11 protein-coding genes are annotated in these 15,588 nt (G+C 70.3%); 7 read left to right on the top strand and 4 right to left on the bottom strand.

What is annotated here, in order from left to right:
* Positions 1-48: 48 nt before the first annotated feature.
* Positions 49-3,036, bottom strand: a complete 2,988-nt coding sequence (locus tag ACIRP7_RS32575; RefSeq protein WP_403666534.1) for a bifunctional [glutamine synthetase] adenylyltransferase/[glutamine synthetase]-adenylyl-L-tyrosine phosphorylase — start codon at positions 3,034-3,036, stop codon at positions 49-51.
* 168 nt (positions 3,037-3,204) lie between these two features.
* Here ACIRP7_RS32575 and ACIRP7_RS32570 point away from each other — a divergent pair, with 168 nt between their 5' ends.
* Positions 3,205-3,714: a pyridoxamine 5'-phosphate oxidase family protein gene (locus tag ACIRP7_RS32570; protein WP_403666532.1), complete on the top strand. Its 510-nt coding sequence runs from the start codon at positions 3,205-3,207 to the stop codon at positions 3,712-3,714.
* Positions 3,715-3,754: 40 nt separating this feature from the next.
* Positions 3,755-4,189: a VOC family protein gene (locus tag ACIRP7_RS32565; protein WP_403666529.1), complete on the top strand. Its 435-nt coding sequence runs from the start codon at positions 3,755-3,757 to the stop codon at positions 4,187-4,189.
* 60 nt (positions 4,190-4,249) lie between these two features.
* Here the strand turns inward: ACIRP7_RS32565 and glnA are convergent, their stop codons facing one another.
* On the bottom strand, positions 4,250-5,611 hold the full coding sequence (gene glnA / locus ACIRP7_RS32560) for a type I glutamate--ammonia ligase (RefSeq protein ID WP_352383150.1): 1,362 nt from the start codon (positions 5,609-5,611) through the stop codon (positions 4,250-4,252).
* 339 nt (positions 5,612-5,950) lie between these two features.
* On the opposite strand from glnA, the gene ACIRP7_RS32555 reads away from it, so the two are divergent.
* The 3 genes from ACIRP7_RS32555 (at position 5,951) to ACIRP7_RS32545 (ending at position 9,311) form a co-directional block, all read left to right on the top strand.
* Positions 5,951-6,613 carry a DUF3105 domain-containing protein gene (locus tag ACIRP7_RS32555; RefSeq protein ID WP_403666526.1) on the top strand — a complete coding sequence of 221 codons (663 nt, stop codon included), beginning with the start codon at positions 5,951-5,953 and terminating at the stop codon, positions 6,611-6,613.
* A gap of 11 nt (positions 6,614-6,624) precedes the next feature.
* A complete protein-coding gene (locus ACIRP7_RS32550; RefSeq protein WP_403666822.1) occupies positions 6,625-7,227 on the top strand; it encodes a DUF305 domain-containing protein in 603 nt (200 codons plus the stop codon).
* A gap of 143 nt (positions 7,228-7,370) precedes the next feature.
* Complete coding sequence (locus ACIRP7_RS32545; RefSeq protein ID WP_403666523.1) at positions 7,371-9,311, top strand: protease pro-enzyme activation domain-containing protein; 1,941 nt, start codon at positions 7,371-7,373, stop codon at positions 9,309-9,311.
* A gap of 131 nt (positions 9,312-9,442) precedes the next feature.
* Here ACIRP7_RS32545 and ACIRP7_RS32540 read toward each other — a convergent pair whose 3' ends face one another.
* Positions 9,443-9,880 carry a hypothetical protein gene (locus tag ACIRP7_RS32540; RefSeq protein ID WP_403666521.1) on the bottom strand — a complete coding sequence of 146 codons (438 nt, stop codon included), beginning with the start codon at positions 9,878-9,880 and terminating at the stop codon, positions 9,443-9,445.
* A gap of 151 nt (positions 9,881-10,031) precedes the next feature.
* Here ACIRP7_RS32540 and ACIRP7_RS32535 point away from each other — a divergent pair, with 151 nt between their 5' ends.
* On the top strand, positions 10,032-12,074 hold the full coding sequence (locus tag ACIRP7_RS32535) for an NAD(+) synthase (protein ID WP_403666519.1): 2,043 nt from the start codon (positions 10,032-10,034) through the stop codon (positions 12,072-12,074).
* 281 nt (positions 12,075-12,355) lie between these two features.
* On the opposite strand, the gene panB is transcribed toward ACIRP7_RS32535, so the two are convergent.
* Positions 12,356-13,222, bottom strand: a complete 867-nt coding sequence (gene panB / locus ACIRP7_RS32530; protein WP_393599326.1) for a 3-methyl-2-oxobutanoate hydroxymethyltransferase — start codon at positions 13,220-13,222, stop codon at positions 12,356-12,358.
* A 205-nt stretch (positions 13,223-13,427) separates the two neighbouring features.
* Here panB and ACIRP7_RS32525 point away from each other — a divergent pair, with 205 nt between their 5' ends.
* Positions 13,428-15,014 carry an MFS transporter gene (locus ACIRP7_RS32525; RefSeq protein WP_403666516.1) on the top strand — a complete coding sequence of 529 codons (1,587 nt, stop codon included), beginning with the start codon at positions 13,428-13,430 and terminating at the stop codon, positions 15,012-15,014.
* Positions 15,015-15,588: the final 574 nt, after the last annotated feature.

Below are 15,588 nucleotides of genomic sequence, written 5' to 3'. Positions count from 1 at the left end.
TGCGAGCCGGCCTGGGCGCCCTGGGCGGCCGCCGGCCGGGACGCCCCCTCACGCCCCGTAGAACAGCTCCTCCACCACGCCCCGGGCCCGCCGGGTCGTACGCCGGTAGTCGTCCAGCATGTCCCCCGCGTGCCCCGGCCCGTACCCCAGGTACCGGCCGACGGCGGCGAGTTCCCGCGCCTCGGCCGGGAACGTGTCCCCGGCCCGTCCCCGCACCAGCATCACCGCGTTGCGCACCCGGGTCGCCAGCACCCACGCCTCGTCGAGGACCTGGGTGTCGTCGGCGGAGATGAATCCGGCGTCCCGTGCGGCGACGAGGGCCGCGCGGGTACGGGTCGTGCGCAGCCCCGGCACCTGCGCCCCGTGCCGCATCTGGAGCAGCTGGACCGTCCACTCGACGTCCGAGAGGCCGCCGGGCCCGAGCTTGGTGTGCAGTTTCGGGTCGGCGCCGCGTGGCATCCGCTCGGACTCCATGCGCGCCTTCAGCCGCCGGATCTCGCGTACGGCGTCGTCGCCGAGGCCGGCCGCCGGATAGCGCAGGGGGTCGATGAGCTCGACGAAGCGGCGGCCCAGCTCCTCGTCGCCGGCGACCGGTTCGGCCCGCAGCAGCGCCTGTGCCTCCCAGACGAGCGACCAGCGGCGGTAGTAGGCCGCGTACGACGTCAGGGTGCGCACCAGCGGCCCGGACTTGCCCTCGGGGCGCAGGTCGGCGTCGATGAGCAGCGGGGGGTCGGCGCTCGGGATCTGGAGCAGGCGGCGCATCTCGGAGACGACCTTGTTGGCGGCCTCGGAGGCCACCCGTTCCTCGACGCCCTCGCGCGGTTCGTGCACGAACAGGACGTCCGCGTCGGAGCCGTAGCCGAGTTCGTGACCGCCGAAGCGGCCCATGCCGATGACGGCGAACCGGGTCGGCAGGGTGTCGCCCCAGCCCTCCCGGACGACCGCGCGCAGGGTACCGGCGAGGGTCGCGGCGGTCAGGTCGGACACGGCGGCGCCGACGCGCTCCACCAGGGCGCCCTGGTCCGGTTCGGCCGGCTGGGTCTCGGTTCCGTAGGAGCCGACGATGTCCGCGGCGGCCGTACGGAACAGTTCGCGGCGGCGGACGCCACGGGCCGCCGTGACGCCCTGGACGGCGCCGTCCGCACGGCCGACCGCGGAGAGTATCTCCTGCTCGAGACCGGCCCGCCCGCGCGGAGCGAGCCCGCCGCCGTCGCCGTCCCCGAGCAGGGCCACGGCTTCGGGGGCCCGCATCAGCAGGTCGGGGGCGAGGCGCCCGGCGGACAGCACGCGCGCGAGATTCTCGGCGGCGGCGCCCTCGTCCCTCAACAGCCGTAGATACCAAGGGGTCTTGCCCAACGCGTCCGACACCTTGCGGAAGGTGAGCAGCCCGGCGTCCGGGTCGGCCGACTCGGCGAACCAACCCAGCAGAACGGGAAGGAGGGTTCGCTGGATGGCGGCCTTGCGGCTGACGCCGGAGGCGAGGGCCTCCAGATGGCGGAGCGCGGAGGCGGGGTCGGCGTACCCGAGCGCGATCAGCCGCTCCCGCGCCGCCCCGGGGCTCAACCGGGCCTCGCCGGGCCCGAGTTGGGCCACGGCGTCCAGCAGTGGCCGGTAGAACAGCTTCTCGTGCAGTCGTCGTACGACGGAGGCGTGCCGCTTCCACTCGCGGTTCAGGTCGGTCACCGGGTCGGCGCGCAGGCCCAGAGAGCGGCCGAGGCGCCGCAGGTCGGCCTCGTCCTCGGGGACGAGATGGGTGCGGCGCAGTCGGTAGAGCTGGATGCGGTGCTCCATGGAGCGCAGAAAGCGGTAGGCGTCGTCGAGCTGGGCGGCGTCGGCCCGGCCGACGTAGCCGCCGGCGGCGAGGGCCTGCAGGGCGTCGAGGGTGGTGCCGCTGCGCAGCGAGCCGTCCTCGCGGCCGTGCACCAACTGCAGGAGCTGTACGGCGAATTCGACGTCCCTGAGGCCGCCGGGCCCGAGCTTCAGCTGCCGGTCGAGCTCGGCGAGGGGGATGTTCTCCACGACCCGGCGGCGCATTTTCTGCACGTCGGCGACGAAGTTCTCGCGCTCGGCGGCCTTCCAGACGAGGGGTTCGAGGGCCGCGACGTACTCCTCGCCGAGCTCCAGGTCGCCGGCGACCGGGCGGGCCTTGAGGAGGGCCTGGAACTCCCAGGTCTTGGCCCAGCGCTGGTAGTAGGCGAGGTGGCTGGCGAGGGTGCGTACCAGCGGACCGTTTCTGCCCTCGGGCCGCAGATTGGCGTCGACGGGCCAGATGGATCCCTCGACGGTGGTCTCGGAGCAGACGCGCATCATGTGCGAGGCGAGCTTGGTGGCGGCGCGCAGGGCCTTGCCCTCGTCGGCCCCGTCCACCGCCTCCCCCACGAAGATCACATCGACGTCGGAGACGTAATTGAGTTCGTGGCCACCGCACTTGCCCATCGCGATCACCGCGAGCCGGCACAGCGCCGCGTCCTCGGGGGCGGCCGCCCGCGCTATGGCGAGCGCGGCGCGCAGGGTCGCGGTGGCGAGGTCGGCGAGTTCGGCGGCGGTCTCGGCGAGGTCGGTGGTGCCGCACACGTCACGGGCGGCGATCGACAGCAGACAGCGCCGGTAGGCGACGCGCAGGGTGACGGGGTCGGTGGCCTCGGCGAGCCCGCGCTCGAACTCCTCGACGCCGGGGTGCAGGTCTCGGGGCTCGTAGGTGACGAGGGCGTGCCAGTCGCCGGGGTGCCGGGCGAGGTGCTCGGCGAGCGCGGCGGACGCGCCGAGCACCCCGAGCAGCCGGTCACGGAACGGCTTCGCCGCTATCACGGTGTCGAGCAGCTCCCGGCCCGGCTGCGCCTCCAGAAGCCGTACGAGACCGTGCAGGGCAAGGTCGGGGTCGGCGGTCGCGCCGAGCGCCTCCAGCAGAACCGGGTCATTGCGTACGCCGCTCAGCTCGCCGCTGTCGAGCAGCCGCTCGGCGGCCGACGGATCGGTGAAACCGTGCCGCAGCAGCCGCGTGAAGGTACTGCTCCTGCGCCCCGGCGCCGCCGTCATCCCGGCCTCCCGTCCGATCAAGGTCGTACCGATCGAGCCTAACCGGAGAGCTGGGGAGAAGCGCCATCGTCGTCTCGCCCCGCATTCGGGGAACGCCTTCGGCAGACTGGGGGTGTCGAGCCGGACCGCCGCGGTGGCCCGGGTGTTCCCCGAGCCGGAGGCCCTGTGATGACAGAGATGGAACCCGAGACCCAGCTCGACCCCCGCTACAGCGATCCCGACGCGACCGCGCACGCCTGGGCCGACGCGGAGTCGCTGCTGGCCTCCGCCGAGCTGTTCTGGATCTCGACGGTACGACCGGACGGGCGCCCGCACGTCACGCCGTTGCCGGCGGTGTGGGCCCACGGGGCGCTGCACTTCTGCACCGGCCCCGAGGAGCGCAAGGCGAAGAACCTCGCGCACAACGCGCACGTGACGCTGACGACCGGCACCAACATCTGGGACAAGGGCTACGACCTGGTGGTGGAGGGCGAGGCGGTGCGGGTGTCGGACGACGCTCGTCTCCGGGAGCTGGCCGCCGCGTGGGAGGCCAAGTACGGCGATTTCTGGCGCTTCGAGGTGCGGGACGGCTACTTCCATCACGGACCGGGACACGCTGTCGTCTATGCGGTGGCGCCGCGCACGGTTTTCGGCTTCGGTAAGGGACAGCCGTTCAGCCAGACGCGGTGGCGCTTCTGAGAACGGCCCTCCGTACTGACGTCGACAAGGGAGTCACGCCATGGACATGAGCCTCGAAGTCATTTTGCTGCCGGTCACGGACGTCGACCGCGCCAAGGAGTTCTACCGCGACAAGGTCGGTTTCCACGTGGACCTGGACGGCGAGGTGATGGAGGGCGTCCGCATCTGTCAGCTGACCCCGCCCGGCTCGGGCTGTTCCATCGCCCTGGTGGACGGCCTCCAGGTCCCCACGGGGAGCCCTCAGCCCGGCACGTACCACGGCATGCAGCTGTGTGTGACGGACGCGAAGGCGGCGTACGAGGAGCTCACCTCGCGTGGCCTGGACGTGAGCGAACCGGTGCAGTTCGCCCCGCAGGACGGCGCCACCTTCATGTACTTCAAGGACCCGGACGGCAACGGCTGGGCGATCCAGGAGTACAAGCGCAGGGAGACTGAGCCGCTGCACCAGGTACTGGCGAAGCTGGCACAGCAGTAGCCGACCGTCAGGGGCGCGGGGAACTGGGGCGACCAGTTCCCCGCGCCCTACGGCGCAGCCCTACAGCACCGGCAGGTTCTTCCGCAGCTCGAAGGCGGTGACCTCGCTGCGGTACTCCTCCCACTCGCTCTTCTTGTTGCGCAGGAAGAAGTCGAACACGTGCTCGCCAAGGGTCTCGGCGACCAGGTCGCTGCGTTCCATCAGGGTGAGGGCCTCGCCCAGGTTCTGGGGCAGGGGCTCGATGCCCATGGCGCGGCGCTCGGAGTTGGACAGGGCCCAGACGTCGTCCTCGGCGCCCGGCGGGAGCTCGTAGCCCTCCTCGACGCCCTTGAGGCCGGCGGCCAGGAGGAGGGCGTACGCCAGGTACGGGTTGGCGCCGGAGTCGAGGGAGCGGACTTCGATACGGGCCGAGCCGGTCTTGCCGGGCTTGTACATCGGGACGCGGACCAGGGCCGAGCGGTTGTTGTGGCCCCAGCAGATGTAGGAGGGGGCCTCGCCGCCGGCGCCGGCGGTGCGCTCGGTGCCGCCCCAGATGCGCTTGTAGGAGTTGACCCACTGGTTGGTGACCGCGGAGATCTCCGCCGCGTGCTTGAGCAGGCCCGCGATGAAGGAGCGGCCGACCTTGGAGAGCTGGTACTCCGAGCCCGACTCGTAGAACGCGTTCCGGTCGCCCTCGAAGAGGGACAGGTGGGTGTGCATGCCCGAGCCGGGGTGCTCCGAGAACGGCTTCGGCATGAACGTGGCCTGGACGCCCTGCTCCAGCGCCACCTGCTTCATGACCAGGCGGAACGTCATGATGTTGTCGGCCGTCGAGAGCGCGTCGGCGTAGCGGAGGTCGATCTCCTGCTGGCCGGGGGCGCCCTCGTGGTGGGAGAACTCGACCGAGATGCCCATCGACTCCAGCATGGTGATCGCCTGGCGGCGGAAGTCCATGCCGATGTTCTGCGGGGTGTGGTCGAAGTAGCCGGAGTTGTCGGCCGGGGTCGGGCGTGAGCCGTCCAGCGGGCGGTCCTTCAGGAGGAAGAACTCGATCTCCGGGTGGGTGTAGAAGGTGAAGCCCAGGTCGGACGTGCGGGCCAGGGCACGCTTGAGGACGTACCTCGGGTCCGCGAAGGACGGGGAGCCGTCCGGCATGAGGATGTCGCAGAACATCCGGGCCGTGCCGGGGGCCTCCGCGCGCCAGGGCAGGACCTGGAAGGTCGACGGATCCGGCTTGGCGATCATGTCGGATTCGTATACGCGGGCGAATCCCTCGATCGCCGAGCCGTCGAAGCCGATGCCCTCGTCGAAGGCCTGTTCCAGCTCGGCCGGGGCCACGGCGACGGACTTGAGGAAGCCCAGCACGTCCGTGAACCACAGGCGTACGAACCGGATGTCGCGCTCCTCCAAGGTCCGGAGCACGAACTCCTGCTGCTTGTCCATCTTCCGCTTCCCCATCCTTGCTGGTCAGGCCGCCTGTCTCCGTGTCCCGCAGGAGGCGGTCGGGCACCTGAGCATCACACCACAACAGCATTTCGTGCGCGTTGCCGACCTTGATCGTCCCGGCGGCCCGGGAATGAACGCCTCACGTCCGGTGGATGTACTGCTCCGCTGCCCATCTTGCCTGCTCGGACTGACATACGTAATGCCCGGCCCGCCCCGTCTCACCCCGCGCCCCGGTTTCCTGTGGCCTCCCTACGAGAAGTCACCCCCGCCCCACTACGATCAGCGGACCGATCGTCACCATCCGTCCCGCCCCTTTCCCCCAGAAGGACACACCTCATGGGTTCCGCCAAGAAGAGCACCGCCACGGCACGCAAGGCGCGCATAGAGGAGATGCGGCGCGCCGAACAGTCCCGCGAGCGCCGCAACCGGATCCTCACGATCAGCGCGAGTGCGGTCGTCGTGGCCGCTCTGGTCGCCGGCGCCATCGTGCTGGTGCAGTCGCAGTCCGACGACGACAGCACGGCGGCCGACAGCAAGGGCAAGGGGCACTTCGTCACGGGCTCGGACGGCGTGCAGACCTGGAAGGGCACGCTGGGCCGCAACCACGTCGTCAAGACCGTGAGCTACCCGATGGAGCCCCCGGTCGGCGGCGACCACAACCAGGTCTGGATGAACTGCAACGGCGACGTCTACACCAAGGCGCTCAACAACATGAACGCCGTGCACTCGCTGGAGCACGGCGCGGTCTGGGTGACGTACACCGCCAAGGCCAAGAAGGCGGACGTGGACGCGCTCGCGGCGAAGGTGAAGAAGACGCCGTACACGCTGATGAGCCCCGACGACAAGCAGAAGGACCCGATCGTGCTGTCGGCGTGGGGCCACCAGCGGACCGTGACGGGGGCGAGCGACCCGAACGTCGACAAGTTCTTCGAGAAGTTCGTGCAGGGCGAGCAGACGCCCGAGCCGGGCGCGGCGTGCACGGGTGGTCTGGGTCAGTGAGGTTCGCAGGAGTGGCCGTGGCCGTGGCGGGTGTGCTCATCGCGGCCGGCGCGATCACCTACGCCGTGGCCGAGGACGGCGGCTCGGGCGACACCCCGTCCGCCGAGTCCGCGGACGCCGGTTTCGCGCGCGACATGGCCGTGCACCACCAGCAGGCCGTCGAGATGTCGTACATCGTGCGGGACCGCACCAAGGACGTCGAGGTGCAGCGGCTCGCCTACGACATCGCGCAGACGCAGGCCAACCAGCGCGGCATGCTGCTGGGCTGGCTGGATCTGTGGGGGCTGCCGAAGGTGTCGGCGGATCCGCCGATGACGTGGATGGGCATGGGTGACATGCCGTCGGCCGGTGAGGGTTCGCTGATGCCGGGCATGGCGACCGACAGCGAGATGAAGAAGCTGGGCACGTTGAACGGCAAGCAGGCCGAGATCCTCTATCTGCAGTTGATGACGGACCATCACCAGGGCGGCATCCACATGGCGAAGGGCTGTGTGGACAAGTGCACGGTCGGGGTGGAGAAGCGGCTCGCGCAGGGGATGGTCGCCGCGCAGCAGTCGGAGATCGACCTGATGGCGGGGATGCTGAAGGAACGGGGCGCAAAGCCTCGATCATAGAGGGTTAACCCTCGAAACAGCCTTTCTCATTAGGTTAATTGGGCTCTTCTTGGCATGCGCATTCCCCTTGCATGAACCGTTCGTCGCAAGAGTGGCCACACCGTCGAGTGATCACTCGCGACGAACCGCATCCAGGGGGTTCCATGAGATCCAACCGCGCCAAACTCCGCGCCGGGGTGAGCATGGCGGCGACGCTGCCGATGCTCGCGGGCGCGCTGGCGCTCGGTATACCCGCGGCCCACGCCGCGGACAGCCCGAACCGTGACACGCTGGCCGGGACCAAGCCCGCGTGGGCCACGGCCAAGGCCGACAAGGGCGCCACCGCGGACAGTTCCAAGGTCTCCGCCCGGGTCTACCTCGCCGGCAAGGACGCCACCGGGCTCGCCGCCTACGCGAAGGCCGTGGCCGACCCGAGCTCGGCGTCGTACGGCAAGTACCTGAGCGCACAGCAGACGAAGCAGCGTTTCGGCGCCACCGCCGCCCAGGTCGCGGCGGTCAAGTCCTGGCTGACATCCGCCGGACTGAAGGTCACGGACGTGACCGAGCACTACGTCGCCGTCAGCGGTGACGTGGCCGCCGTCGAGAAGGCATTCGGGACCCAGCTGCACAACTACGCCAAGGGCTCGAAGACCTACCACGCCCCGGCCAAGGCCGCCTCCGCGCCGGCCGGCCTCGACGGTGCCGTCCTGACCGTCACGGGCCTGGACAACGCGCCGCACAAGGCGAGCAGCAAGGAACAACTGCCGCCGCCGGACGCCGTGTTCAAGAACGCCGGGCCGTTCTCCTCGTACTACGGCTCGAACACCGCGAGCACGCTGCCCGCGGCCTACGGCTCGAAGGTCCCGTACGCGATCAAGGGCTACAGGGGCAAGCAGCTGCGCGCCGCCTACGGCGCCGGCAAGTACACCGGCAAGGGAGTGCGCGTCGCCATCACCGACGCCTACGCCTCCCCGACCATCGCCTTCGACGCGGCCACGTACGCGAAGAAGAACGGTGACGCGGCCTACTCCAGCGGCCAGCTGAAGCAGGTACTGCCGAAGAACTACACCAAGACCGAGGAGTGCGGGGCGGCCGGCTGGTACGGCGAGGAGACCCTCGACGTCGAGGCCGTGCACGCGGTCGCGCCGGACGCGAACATCACCTACGTGGGTGCCGCGTCCTGCTACGACGACGATCTGCTCGACTCGCTCAGCAAGGTCGTCGACAACCACCTGGCCGACCTCGTCTCCAACTCGTGGGGCGACATCGAGGCCAACCAGACGCCGGATCTCGCGGCCGCCTACGACCAGGTCTTCCAGTTCGGCGCGGTCGAGGGCATCGGCTTCTACTTCTCCTCCGGCGACAACGGCGACGAGGTCGCCAACACCGGGACGAAGCAGGTCGACACCCCGGCCAACTCGGCGTGGGTGACGGCGGTCGGCGGTACCTCGCTGGCCGTCGGCAAGGGCGACAAGTACCTGTGGGAGACCGGCTGGGGAACCGAGAAGGCCCTGCTGTCCGCGGACGGCAAGAGCTGGACCAACTTCCCCGGCGCGTTCACCTCCGGTGCGGGCGGCGGCACCAGCAAGACGGTCGCCGAGCCCTTCTACCAGAAGGGTGTCGTCCCGGACGCGCTCGCCACGGCCAACAACGCCGCCGGCAACCGTGTCGTCCCGGACATCTCCGCGATCGCCGACCCGAACACCGGTTTCCTGGTCGGGCAGACGCAGACCTTCCCCGACGGCTCGCAGCAGTACAGCGAGTACCGCATCGGCGGCACGTCGCTGGCCTCGCCGGTGATCGCGGCCGTGCAGGCGCTCGCCCAGCAGGCGCGGGGCGGCAAGGCGATCGGTTTCGCCAACCCGTCGATCTACGCGAAGTACGGCTCGAAGGCCTTCCACGACGTCACGGACAACCCCACGGGGTCCGGACTCGCGGTGGCCCGCACCGACTTCGTCAACGGCTCTGACGCCAGCGGTGGTCTGACCGTCTCGGTCCGCAGCCTCGGCAAGGACAGCTCCCTGTCCGCGGTGAAGGGCTACGACGACGTCACCGGCGTGGGTACGCCCGCGAACGGTTACGTGCAGTCGTTCGGCAAGCACTGATCCGGACGCCCGTCCACAGGGGTCCGGTCCCGGAGGTGAGAACCTCCGGGACCGGACCCTCACGCATGTCCCGCCCGGCCAGGGCCCTTCTGATGGATCTTCGGCGACGCCGCGGAGTCCGTCAGAAGGGCCTAGCTCTCCGACACGCGGCCCGCTCCCCCGCGGCGGCCGGCCATCACGTGGATCACGCAACCCGCCACCAGTACGAGCACCCCGGCGACGAGGAACGGAACAGGCGTGTACTCGTCGGTGCAGGACTGCCCGCCCGGCACCGCGTGGCACACCTCCCCCGGGCCGCCCCGGTTCAGGTACGCGAGGTAGAACAGCGGCAGGGCCACTCCCGAGACGCCGCCCAGGACAGCGCGTCGAGGTCCGCTGCGGAGCAGGAACACCGCGGCCACCGCGGCGAGTACGACGAAGGCCGCGCCCACCGTCAGGATCGCCGCGAGGCCGATGCCGGCGCACGCCCCCACGAGGAGCCAGGCCAGGAACCAGCCCCATCCCGCCGCACGGCCCGGGCCTTCATCTCGCCTGCCGCTCATACCACTTATGCCGCTCATGCCGCTCATGCCGTTCATTGAAGGCAAGGTCATGACAATCCGGCAAGGGGCATCGAAGGATCATGACCCGGCCAACACACAGACTTGGCTTCGGACAGGACAGACCGTCCCGCCCCGCGCAGGCCCTCTCCTCGATCGCGTCGCTCTGACGATTACACTGATGCCCGTGACTGCCTCGAACTTCTGGTCCATCTATCAGCACGGGTTCGCACGCGTCGCCGCGTGTACGGGTCACACCGTCATCGCGGACCCGCCCGCCAACGCCGAAGCGGTACTGCGTCACGCGCGCCGGTGCTCCGAGGAGGGGGTCGCCGTCGCCGTCTTCCCGGAGCTGGGGCTGTGCGGCTACTCCATCGAGGACCTGCTCCTGCAGGACGCGCTGCTCGACGAGGTCGAGACGGCGCTCGCGGACGTGGTCGCCGGGTCGGCCGGCCTGCTCCCGGTGCTGGTCGTCGGCGCCCCGCTGCGCCACCGCAACCGGGTCTACAACTGCGCGGTGATCGTGCACCGCGGCCGGGTCCTCGGTGTCGTACCGAAGTCGTACCCGCCCAACTACCGCGAGTTCTACGAGCGTCGGCAGATCGGCGACGGTGCCGACGAGCGCGGCGGGTCGATCCGGGTCGGCGGTGCGAGCGTGCCGTTCGGCGTGGACCTGCTGTTCGAGGCGGGAGATGTCCCAGGTCTCGTGCTGCACGCGGAGATCTGCGAGGACATGTGGGTGCCGGTGCCGCCCAGCGCGGAGGCCGCCCTCGCCGGTGCGACCGTCCTGGTCAACCTCTCCGGCAGCCCGATCACGGTCGGGCGGGCCGAGGACCGCAAGCTGCTGTGCCGCTCGGCGTCCTCGCGCTGCCTCGCCGCCTATGTCTACGCGGCGGCCGGACTCGGCGAGTCGACGACCGACCTGTCCTGGGACGGCCAGGCCATGGTCTACGAGAACGGCGTCCTGCTGGCGGAGACGGAGCGGTTCCCGCAGGGCGACGAGTACGCGGTGGCCGACGTGGACCTGGACCTGCTGCGGCAGGAGCGGATGCGGATGGGCACGTTCGACGAGAACCGGCGGACCCATCTCACACGCACCGGTGACTTCCGGACGGTGTCGTTCGAGCTCGACCCGCCGGCGGGCGACCTGGGCCTCAGGCGCCGTCTGGAGCGCTACCCGTTCGTGCCTGCCGACGCCGAGCGGCTCGCCCAGGACTGCTACGAGGCCTACAACATCCAGGTCGCCGGGCTCCAGCAGCGGCTCGCGGCGATCGGCGGCCCGAAGGTGGTCATCGGCGTCTCCGGCGGCCTGGACTCCACGCATGCGCTGATCGTCGCCGCCCGCGCGATGGACCGGGCCGGCCGGCCGCGCAGTGACATCCTGGCCTGGACGCTGCCCGGCTTCGCCACCAGCGACCACACCAAGTCCAACGCCCACCGTCTGATGCGGGCCCTCGGCGTGACCGCGGCCGAGCTGGACATCACGCCGACCGCGCGGCTGATGCTCCAGGAGATGGGCCACCCCTTCGCCTCCGGCGAGCCGGTGTACGACGTCACCTTCGAGAACGTCCAGGCGGGCCTGCGCACCGACTACCTGTTCCGGCTGGCCAACCAGCGCGGCGGGATCGTGCTCGGCACCGGTGACCTCTCCGAGCTGGCGCTCGGCTGGTCCACGTACGGCGTGGGCGACCAGATGAGCCACTACAACGTCAACTCGGGCGTGCCGAAGACGCTGATGCAGCATCTGATCCGATGGGTCGTCAGCAGCGAGCAGTTCGACGCGGAGACCGGTGAGATCCTCACCGCGATCCTCGACACCGAGATCAGCCCGGAGCTCGTACCGGGCGAGGAGATGCAGTCCACCGAGTCGAAGATCGGGCCGTACGCGCTGCACGACTTCACGCTCTTCCATGTGCTGCGCTACGGCTTCCGGCCGTCGAAGATCGCCTTCCTGGCCTGGCACGCCTGGCACGACGTCGACGCCGGCGCGTGGCCCCCGGGCTTCCCCAAGGACAAGCGCGGGACGTACGACCTGCCCGAGATCCGGCGCTGGCTGGAGGTGTTCTGCCGCCGCTTCTTCGCGTTCGCCCAGTTCAAGCGATCGGCCATGCCGAACGGACCGAAGGTCTCGGCGGGCGGTTCCCTGTCACCGCGAGGTGACTGGCGGGCCCCGTCGGACAGCTCGGCGAAGGCTTGGCTGCGGGATCTGGCGCGGTTCGACTAGGCCGGTAGGAGGGCGGGCGGCTACGGCGTTCAGCCCGCGCGGCTGCAGATGCCGAGGTACGCGGAGGCGACGAAGGCGGCCGCCGCGCTGCCCGAAGGTGTCGGCGGGCGGTGACTGGCGGGCGCCCTCGGGCAGCTCGGCGAAGGCTTGGCTGCGGGATCTGGAGCGGTTCGACTGAGCCGGGGCCGCCAGGGACGTGACGGTGACGGAGAGCGCCCCGCCGACGGGGGAAGATCGGCGGGGCGCTGTGGTGCCGCTATGGCTCTGGCGGGCCTTCGGCCCTAGTGGACGGAGTGCTCGTCCAGCGGGAACGTGCCGCCGACGACGTCCTCCGCGAAGGCCTTCACCGCGTTGCCCATGACCTCGCGCAGGTTGGCGTACTGCTTGACGAACTTCGGGACCCGGCCGCCGGTGAGGCCGAGCATGTCGGTCCAGACGAGGACCTGCGCGTCGGTCTCCGGTCCCGCGCCGATACCGACCGTCGGGATGTGCAGGACCCGGGTGACCTCGGCCGCGAGCTCGGCCGGGACCAGCTCCAGGACTACGGCGAACGCGCCAGCGTCCTGGACGGCCTTCGCGTCGCGCAGCAGCTGCTGGGCCGCCTCCTCGCCGCGGCCCTGGACGCGGTAGCCCATGGCGTTGACGGACTGGGGGGTCAGGCCGATGTGGGCCATGACCGGGATGCCGGACTCGACAAGGAGACGGATCTGCTCGTGGGAGCGCTCGCCGCCCTCCAGCTTCACGGCGCCGACGCCCGCCTCCTTGACCAGCCGGGTCGCCGAGCGCAGCGCCTGCACCGGGCCCTCCTGGTAGGAGCCGAAGGGCAGGTCGCCGACGATCAGGGCGCGCGAGGTGCCCCGTACGACGGCCGCCGACAGCATGGTCATCTCGTCCATGGTGACGGGCACGGTGGTCTCGTAGCCGAGATGGCAGTTGCCCGCCGAGTCGCCGACGAGCATCACGGGGATGCCGGCCTCGTCGAAGACGGAGGCGGTCGTCGCGTCGTAGGCGGTGAGCATGGGCCACTTCTCACCGCGTTCCTTGGCGAGGGTGATGTCCCGGACAGTGATGCGGCGAGTGCCCTTCCCCCCGTACAGCGTCTTGCTGCCGTCGGAGGGCTTGGTGTGGGCAGCCGAAAGCTGCGTCATTGCAACGGCTCCTTACGTCATCTCGAGGCGCCCTCACGGCGTCCCCGGATCAGCTCCATGGTGGCACCTCGTCCCGGTCAGGGCCAGAGGTGGTCGGTGTGACCGTTCAGGCACGGCTCGGACGGCCGCCAGGATGAGTAAGAGCTGGGTAAATAATTATCGATACGAGACGGTGCCGTATCGTAATGGGGTTAGTCTCGGAGGCATGACTACCGCAGCCCCTGACTCCCGGGTACCGGAAGCGGTGCACCGGCGCCGCTGGGCGATCCTCGGTGTACTGATGCTGAGCCTCCTGATCGTGGTGCTCGACAACTCCATCTTGAACGTCGCGATCAAGACGATCTCGACTCCCGCGCCGACCGGCCTGGGCGCCACCCAGAGTGAGCTGGAATGGGCGATCAACGCCTACACCCTGGTCTTCGCCGGTCTCCTGTTCACCGCGGGCCTGCTCGGCGACCGGCTGGGCCGCAAGAAGGTGCTGCTGGGCGGGCTGTTCGTGTTCGGCGCCGGTTCCGCCCTCGCCGCGTTCTCCGACTCGCCGAACCAGCTGATCGTCTTCCGCGCGCTGATGGGCCTCGGCGCCGCGTTCGTCATGCCGGCCACGCTCGCCGTCCTGATGAACGTCTTCGAGCGCGAGGAGCAGCCCAAGGCCATCGGCATCTGGGCGGGTGGCGTCGGGCTCGCCATCGCCATCGGTCCGATCACCGGCGGTGTGCTCCTCGACCACTTCTGGTGGGGCTCGGTCTTCCTCATCAACGTGCCGATCGTGGTGCTCGCCCTCGCGCTGATGCTGTGGCTGGTACCCGACTCCCGCGACCCGAACCCGGGCCGTCTCGACCCCGTCGGTGTCGTGCTGTCGGTCATCGGACTGGTCCTGCTCGTCTACGGCATCATCAAGGGCGGTCAGCTCGCCGACTTCACGGACGCGACGGTGCTGGCCACCATCGGTGCCGGTCTCGCGGTGCTCGTCGCGTTCGTGGTGTTCGAGAAGCGCAGCGACCATCCGTCGATCGACATCACCTACTTCAAGAACAAGGTCTTCTCGGCCGCGATCGGTGCCATAGGGCTGGTCTTCTTCGCGCTGATGGGCGTGACCTTCTTCTCGGTCTTCTACACCCAGAGCGTACGGGGCTACTCGCCGCTGCAGACCGGTCTGCTGATGCTCCCGCTGGCCGCCGCGCAGCTGATCTTCGCGCCGCGCGCCCGGCTGGTCGTGGACCGCTTCGGCAACCGGGCGACGACGACCGGGGGCATGCTGCTGATCGCCGCGATGCTGGTCGCGTTCGCCGCGCTGGAGGCGGACACGCCGATCTGGCTCCTCGAGGTGATCTTCTTCCTCATGGGCACCGGCATGGCGCACATCATGACGCCGACCAGCGTCGTCATCATGCAGGCCCTGCCGCGCGAGAAGGCCGGCTCCGCGTCCGCCCTCAGCAACACCTTCCGGCAGGTCGGCGGCGCGCTCGGCATCGCCGTCCTCGGCTCGGTGCTCTCCACGGCCTACCGCAACGGCATCGAGTCCCACCTGGGCCCGGTCCCGGCGGGCGTACGGCACACCGCGGGCGAGTCCATCGAGGCCACGCTCGGCGTCGCCGCGAAGCTCGGCCCCCGGGGCGACGCCCTGGTCGGCCCGGCCAACGACGCCTTCCTCCACGCGATGCACGTCACCGCGCTGTGGGGAGCGGGCGTGGCCGTGGTAGGCGCCGTAGTGGTGGCGCTGTACCTGCCGGGGCGCCCGAAGGATCCTCAGCAGGGCAAGGAGGAAGAGGAGTTGGTCCCCGCAGGGGAGTGACCTGGCGAGCGTGACGCCCGGGCCGGCCAACTGGGCCGGGGAGGCCTGAGACGGTGAGCCCGGGGAGTTCAAGGCGGTGATGCCGGGCGGGACGACTGGACGGCAGCGGCAGCGGCAGCGGCAGCAGGCCACGGCACCGGGCGAACGGCCGGACATAGCGGCGCCGAATAAACCGGAGGCGGCGGTGCGGGACGGGACGACGGGACAGTGGCAGCGGCGGCAGCAGCAGGACGCCGGCACAGCCACCGGCACGGGGCGAAGGGCCCGAAGCGGCGGTGCCCGACGGAACGACCGGGCAACGGCTGTAGCCCCAGCAGGACACCAGTAGTCACCGGCACCGGGTGAAGGGCCCGAAGCAGTGGCGGCAGCAGCAGGCGGACGCCCGTCGCCACCGGCACCCGCACCGCCGCGGACCAGAAACCACCGGCACCACAGGCACACCGCAAGCCATCAGCCCCCGACGGAAGTCGAAGACACCGGCACCGCGCAGAAGCCGCAGCCGCAGCCGCCCCCACCAGGCGGCCGCGGCCCAACCCCGGCCGCCTGCACCGCCGTAGGCCAGGGAGAATCACCC

The sequence above is a fragment of the Streptomyces sp. NPDC102270 genome (genome assembly GCF_044766405.1).
Taxonomy (GTDB): Bacteria; Actinomycetota; Actinomycetes; order Streptomycetales; family Streptomycetaceae; genus Streptomyces.
Note: the sequence above shows the minus strand (reverse complement) of the source record. Positions and strands in the feature narration are given on the sequence as shown.

What these genes read in the sequence shown, in the direction of transcription:
- ACIRP7_RS32575 (WP_403666534.1), bottom strand. Translation starts at nt 3,036, where the DNA reads ATGACGGCGGCGCCGGGGCGCAGGAGCAGTACCTTCACGCGGCTGCTG.
- ACIRP7_RS32570 (WP_403666532.1), top strand. Translation starts at nt 3,205, where the DNA reads ATGACAGAGATGGAACCCGAGACCCAGCTCGACCCCCGCTACAGCGAT.
- ACIRP7_RS32565 (WP_403666529.1), top strand. Translation starts at nt 3,755, where the DNA reads ATGGACATGAGCCTCGAAGTCATTTTGCTGCCGGTCACGGACGTCGAC.
- glnA (WP_352383150.1), bottom strand. Translation starts at nt 5,611, where the DNA reads ATGGACAAGCAGCAGGAGTTCGTGCTCCGGACCTTGGAGGAGCGCGAC.
- ACIRP7_RS32555 (WP_403666526.1), top strand. Translation starts at nt 5,951, where the DNA reads ATGGGTTCCGCCAAGAAGAGCACCGCCACGGCACGCAAGGCGCGCATA.
- ACIRP7_RS32545 (WP_403666523.1), top strand. Translation starts at nt 7,371, where the DNA reads ATGAGATCCAACCGCGCCAAACTCCGCGCCGGGGTGAGCATGGCGGCG.
- ACIRP7_RS32540 (WP_403666521.1), bottom strand. Translation starts at nt 9,880, where the DNA reads ATGAGCGGCATGAGCGGCATAAGTGGTATGAGCGGCAGGCGAGATGAA.
- ACIRP7_RS32535 (WP_403666519.1), top strand. Translation starts at nt 10,032, where the DNA reads ATGCCCGTGACTGCCTCGAACTTCTGGTCCATCTATCAGCACGGGTTC.
- panB (WP_393599326.1), bottom strand. Translation starts at nt 13,222, where the DNA reads ATGACGCAGCTTTCGGCTGCCCACACCAAGCCCTCCGACGGCAGCAAG.
- ACIRP7_RS32525 (WP_403666516.1), top strand. Translation starts at nt 13,428, where the DNA reads ATGACTACCGCAGCCCCTGACTCCCGGGTACCGGAAGCGGTGCACCGG.